Below are 5,920 nucleotides of genomic sequence, written 5' to 3'. Positions count from 1 at the left end.
CGTGAGAAGATAATTAAAACCCTGTTCTTGGGCGATTGTTTGTAAAGCTTGATAACGCCATTGTCGGGCCTTGGCTTCCGTTTCCGCCATGGGGGGTGCGGTGGCAATATAAACGGGTAATTGCCAAATTTCGGCGATTTTACGCACATGATCCACTAATCCTCGGTCGTAAGACCAACGGTGATCACAATGAGCGATCGCTAGTTGCCAACCCCAACGAGAGCGCAAATCCAGCAATAATTGACCTAAACAGAGGGAATCCTGACCTGCCGACAATGCCACTAACAGAGACGCATTTTTAGGTAATAATTGTCCCTTTTTGACTGTGGTTTCCAGACGAGTATGGAGAGGTGTCCAAAAATTAGCCAAAATTTTTAAATTTATTTACTTGACAAATGACAGATAACTAGAACGGGAGAGGGAATTATGAATTATGAATTATGAATTATGAATTATGAATTATGAATTATGAATTATGAATTGGGAAGAATAAATAAAAGCAATCTTCTGATAACTGATAACTGATAACTGATAACTGATTTAACCTTGCCAATTAACCCAATCTTGGGGTTTTAGGAAGATATCATAGAGTTTTGCTTCTGGGGTATTGGGTGCAGGTTGATAACAGTATTCCCAACGGACTAAAGGAGGTAAAGACATCAAAATCGACTCGGTACGACCGTTAGTTTGCAACCCAAAAATTGTGCCACGATCATAAACTAAATTAAATTCTACATAACGACCGCGACGATAGAGTTGAAACTGACGTTCTCTGTCACCGTATTCCGTCGAGCGGCGTTTCTGGACAATGGGAACGTAAGCGGGTAGAAAAGCTCGGCCACAGTCATTAATGAAACTAAAAATTTCTTCCCAGTTGCGGGGTTGTTGGGGAGATAATTTTTCTGAATAGATAGCGGCATCACTTTCGGCAAAAGGACCACGATAGAGAGGGTCTAAACCGTCTTGGTAATCAAAGAAAATCCCGCCGATGCCTCTGGCTTCCTGACGATGATTGAGATAAAAATATTCATCACACCAGCGTTTAAAAACGGGATAATATTCAGGATGATGTTGGTCGCAAACCTGTTTAAAAGTGCGGTGAAAATGACTAGCATCTTCTTCAAAAGCATAGTAGGGAGTTAAATCGGCACCGCCGCCAAACCACCAAACCGGGCCGGCTTCAAAATAGCGATAATTGAGGTGAACCGTGGGAATATAAGGATTGTGAGGATGCAAAACCATCGAGGTTCCCGTGGCGTAAAATTGATGACCGGCAGCCTCGGGCCGTTGTTTGGCAATGCTAGGAGGTAATTCTTTCCCCCAAACTTCCGAAAAATTCACCCCTGCTTGTTCAAAAATTGCCCCTTCCCGCAAAACTCGCGAACGTCCGCCGCCACCTTCGGGCCGTTGCCAACTATCTTCGATAAATTTTGCTTGTCCATCCACTTCTTCTAATCCCTGACAAATTTCATCCTGTAGGGATTTCATAAATTCACTGACGCGGCTACGGCTATCACTGGCGGGCAAATTGGCAAGGGTGGGGGTTGTGGTGAATGCAGTCATACTCAAGGATCAAAGTTGATAACTCAGTGATTATATTACTACCGGGTGATGAAACGGCCGCTCTTCGATACTTAACTTAACATTTAGACCGGTTAGGTGTTGGGTGATGGGGTTTTAGTTGAATTCCCCCATTTCCCCTAAATCAATGTTAATTTTTAAGTCTCAACTGGGCATATTAGAATTAGTCCCGACCAAGGGACAATAACACAGACCCCCAATTTTTACCACTATGCCCTCCCGTCGAATCATCATCGGTGACGTTCACGGTCAATACGATCCTCTTTTGCAGCTAATAGAAGCAATCGCGCCTCAAGAAAAGGAACCAGTTTATTTCTTGGGCGATTTAATTGATCGTGGTCCCAATAGCGCCCAAGTGGTTGAATTTGTTCGTCAACACCGCTATCGTTGTCTATTGGGCAATCATGAACAGATGCTGCTAGAGGTGTTGGGCAGCCAAAGAATGATCGGGGAAATGTTGCCAGGTTGGCTTTATAATGGCGGTAATACTACTCTTTTTAGCTATAACCACAAAATACCGCAAGATCACATCGATTGGCTGAAAACCTTGCCTCTTTACCTCGATTTAGGCGATATTTGGCTGGTTCATGCCGGGGTTTATCCCCATTTACCCCTCGAAGAACAAGATGCTACTCATTTTTGTTGGATCCGCGATGAATTCCACAGTATACCGGAACCTTTTTTTAGTGATAAATTAATTATCACTGGCCACACGATTACTTTTACTTTTCCGGGGGTAAATCCGGGGCAATTAGTCGCCGGTGCCGGTTGGCTAGATATCGACACGGGAGCCTATCATTCCCACAGTAATTGGTTAACTGGATTAGATATCACTAATCGTTTGGTTTATCAGGTCAATACCAAAGATAAAACTCTGCGAAAATTTGATTTAGAAGATATAACCACCTCAATTAATCCTACCGAAGTCTATACTAAAAGAATGCAGCCCACCCCTTAAAAATAACTGTTATTAACAAAAATATAATTCTCGGACAGGGAATGATACCAAATTCATGCAGATAGCTCAGATGTTAATCTCTGGGTTGGATAACAGGAACCAGCAGCTTAGCCTATTGGGATTCTTTGATCGTAGGTTCTCAAGAGCGGTAAGTAGCTGGTTATAATTAAATTAAAAATGGATTTTAGGTTCGATCCCCCCTGAGTCCCCCCTTAATAAGGGGGGTGCCGATAGGCGGGGAGATCCCCCCTGAGTCCCCCCTTAATAAGGGGGGCATCTGATAATTTTTAACGCCTACCTACTTAAATTGAATAAAGAATTGTCCAGCTTTCTTTCACCCATGACTCTCCCCTCGGATTTTCCCCTAGAACCACCCGCTACCAATAAAGATCCCCATCGTGATTATCGCGGACTCGATCGCGATAAACTCACCCCTATGTACCAGCATTATGTGGAGGTAAAAGAAACCTATCCCAATGCTCTTTTACTCTATCGTGTGGGCGATTTTTTCGAGTGCTTCTTTCAGGATGCGGTGATTATCTCCAGAGAATTGGAATTAGTTCTCACCAGCAAGGAAGGGGGTAAAGGTATTGGGAGAGTCGCCATGACCGGAGTTCCCCACCACGCCCTAGAGCGCTATAGTCGTTTATTGGTGGAAAAAGGCTATGCGGTGGCGATTTGTGACCAAGTAGAAGATTCAACGGAAGCAGCCGCCGAAAAACGGCTCGTAGAACGCGCTATCACCAAACTGCTCACCCCCGGAACCCTCACCGATGAGGGAATGTTAAACGCAAAAAAGAATAATTTTCTGGCCGCAGTGGTGATTACCGGAGAAAATTGGGGATTAGCATATTCAGATATCTCCACCGGAGAATTCTACACCACCCAAGCCAGTGATTTAACGGCTTTAAGCCTAGAATTAAGCCGTTTACAGCCCTCAGAAATCCTTTTTCCCATCAATGCCCCCGATTTAAACCGTATTTTGCGCCCCGGGGAAAAATCCGACCATCTCCCCCCCTGTTTACCCGATAGTTTTTGTTATTCTCTCCGTCCCCAAAATATCTTTACTCTCACAGAGGCGAAAAATCGTCTCCTAATCACCTATAAAATGCGTTCCCTAGAGGGGATGGGCTGCGAACATTTACCCCTCGCTATTCGCGCAGCTGGGGGCTTATTAGAATACATTGAAGATACCCAAAAAGCCAATCAAGTCCCCCTACAACCCTTAAAAACCTACTCTATCTCCGAATTTTTGATTTTAGATGGGCAAACCCGTCGTAACCTTGAAATTACCCAAACGGTGCGCGATGGTAGCTTCTATGGTTCTCTATTATGGGCGATTGATCGCACTTGCACGGCCATGGGTAGTCGCGCTTTACGTCGTTGGTTACTGCAACCTCTCTTAGATTCTCGCGGTATTCGCGCCCGTCAAGATACTATCCAAGAGTTAAAGGATAATCCCGCCCTGCGCCAAGATATTCGGCAAAAATTAAGGGAAATCTACGATATAGAACGTTTAAGCGGTCGTGTTGGCGCAGGAACAGCTAACGCCCGCGATTTACTTTCCCTAGCGGCATCTTTAGTCAAATTAGCCGATTTAGCGGCTTTGGTTGCTTCGGGAAATTCGCCCTATTTGAAAGCTTTACAGCAAATTCCCGCCGATTTAGAAAAATTAGGCCAGCAGGTGATAGCGCATCTGGTGGAATCTCCTCCGCTGCATCTGAAGGAAGGGGGGGTGATTCGCGAGGGAATTGATGCCCAATTGGATGCCCTGCGGCGCGACTATCAGGAAGTAATCGATTGGTTTAAGAATCTGGAGACGACAGAGAAAGAAAGAACGGGTATTAGTAATCTTAAGGTTAGTTATAACAAAACTTTCGGTTATTATATCAGTTTACCCCGCAGTAAAGCCGATTTCGCCCCAAAAGAGTATGTGCGTAAGCAAACTTTAGTCAATGAGGAACGTTATATCACCACCGAGTTAAAGGAGAAAGAAAATATAATTCTGACGGCAGTAGATGAATTAAATAAGTTAGAATACGAGATTTTTAGCGATTTACGCCGTCAAGTGGCCGAATTTTCCCCAGAAATCCGGGAAGTAGCCACAAAAGTCGCCGCTTTAGATGTGTTGGCAGCATTGGCAGAAATCGCCGTTTATCAGGGATATTGTCGCCCAGAAATCGCCGATGGTCGTCTTATCGATATTAAAGATGGTCGTCATCCCGTGGTGGAACAATCCCTGGGGGCCGGCTTTTTTGTGCCGAATTCGATTAATTTGGGCAATCAGGAAGGTTTAGAATACCCCGACTTGATTATTCTCACCGGTCCCAATGCTAGTGGCAAAAGTTGTTATCTGCGACAGGTGGGATTAATTCAATTGTTGGCCCAAACCGGCAGTTTTGTCCCGGCAAAGTCGGCCAAAATCTCCATCTGCGATCGCATTTTCACCCGGGTGGGGGCTGTGGATGACCTCGCTACCGGCCAATCCACCTTTATGGTGGAAATGAACGAAACCGCCAATATTCTCAATCACGCCACAGACAGATCATTAGTATTATTAGACGAAATTGGCCGGGGGACAGCCACTTTTGACGGGTTATCCATAGCTTGGTCTGTGGCGGAGTATTTAGCCACGGTACTGCAATCGCGGACGATTTTCGCCACTCACTACCACGAACTAAACGAATTAGCTTCAATTTTAGAGAATGTGGCTAATTATCAGGTAACAGTCAAAGAATTACCCCATGAGATAGTATTTTTGCACCAAGTACGACCGGGAGGCGCGGATAAATCCTATGGTATTGAAGCGGGGAGATTAGCCGGTTTACCAGCTTCTGTGATCGATCGTGCCATGCAGGTGATGGGTCAAATCGAAAAACATAGTAAAATTGCGATCGGTTTGCGTCAAGGAATTAAGAAAATTAAACCGGTTAAGTCGGATAATTCCCCCTCTCTGCAGCAGTTAGATATTTTTGATGACAGTAAGTAGGTATGTGTTAAAAATTATCAGACACCCCCCTTATCAAGGGTAGATCCCCCCGCCTATCGGCACCCCCCTTATCAAGGGGGGCAGGGGGGATCAGACACCCCCCTTATCAAGGGGGGCAGGGGGGATCAGACACCCCCCTTATCAAGGGGGGCAGGGGGGATCAGACACCCCCCTTATCAAGGGTAGATCCCCCCGCCTATCGGCACCCCCCTTATCAAGGGGGGCAGGGGGGATCAGACACCCCCCTTATTAAGCTATCCATTAGTCGGATCTTTCTTAACAAAAAGAGAAGAAACTTAAAAAAAGGGGAAACGATTGATAGGTATAGTTTTGAAAGAAGGAATTAAGGTGGAGGTAAGCAAAAAAATGGAGAAATGGGCAGCCCAAGAATT

Annotated in this window: 4 protein-coding genes; 2 read left to right on the top strand and 2 right to left on the bottom strand. The window is 45.1% G+C overall.

The features are described from left to right. Together PX484_RS00230 and hemF are read right to left on the bottom strand one after the other, a co-directional pair. Positions 1-369: PP-loop family protein (locus PX484_RS00230; RefSeq protein ID WP_288102625.1), on the bottom strand; the 369-nt coding region annotated here is incomplete at its 3' end. Positions 370-540: 171 nt separating this feature from the next. After that, positions 541-1,563 carry an oxygen-dependent coproporphyrinogen oxidase gene (gene hemF / locus PX484_RS00225; RefSeq protein ID WP_002791810.1) on the bottom strand — a complete coding sequence of 341 codons (1,023 nt, stop codon included), beginning with the start codon at positions 1,561-1,563 and terminating at the stop codon, positions 541-543. Positions 1,564-1,792: 229 nt separating this feature from the next. Between hemF and PX484_RS00220 the strand changes: the two genes are divergently transcribed. Together PX484_RS00220 and mutS are read left to right on the top strand one after the other, a co-directional pair. Beyond that, the gene (locus PX484_RS00220) at positions 1,793-2,539 is read left to right on the top strand and encodes a metallophosphoesterase family protein (protein ID WP_287767014.1); all 747 of its coding nucleotides are present in this window, start codon (positions 1,793-1,795) and stop codon (positions 2,537-2,539) included. 340 nt (positions 2,540-2,879) lie between these two features. Beyond that, positions 2,880-5,528 carry a DNA mismatch repair protein MutS gene (gene mutS / locus PX484_RS00215; RefSeq protein ID WP_287671501.1) on the top strand — a complete coding sequence of 883 codons (2,649 nt, stop codon included), beginning with the start codon at positions 2,880-2,882 and terminating at the stop codon, positions 5,526-5,528. The last annotated feature ends 392 nt before the right edge of the window (positions 5,529-5,920 follow it).

The sequence above is a fragment of the Microcystis sp. M49636_WE2 genome, from assembly GCF_030065375.1.
GTDB lineage: Bacteria > Cyanobacteriota > Cyanobacteriia > Cyanobacteriales > Microcystaceae > Microcystis > Microcystis aeruginosa_C.
The sequence above is the reverse complement of the archived record's forward strand: the minus strand, read 5'-3'. Positions and strand labels throughout refer to the sequence as shown.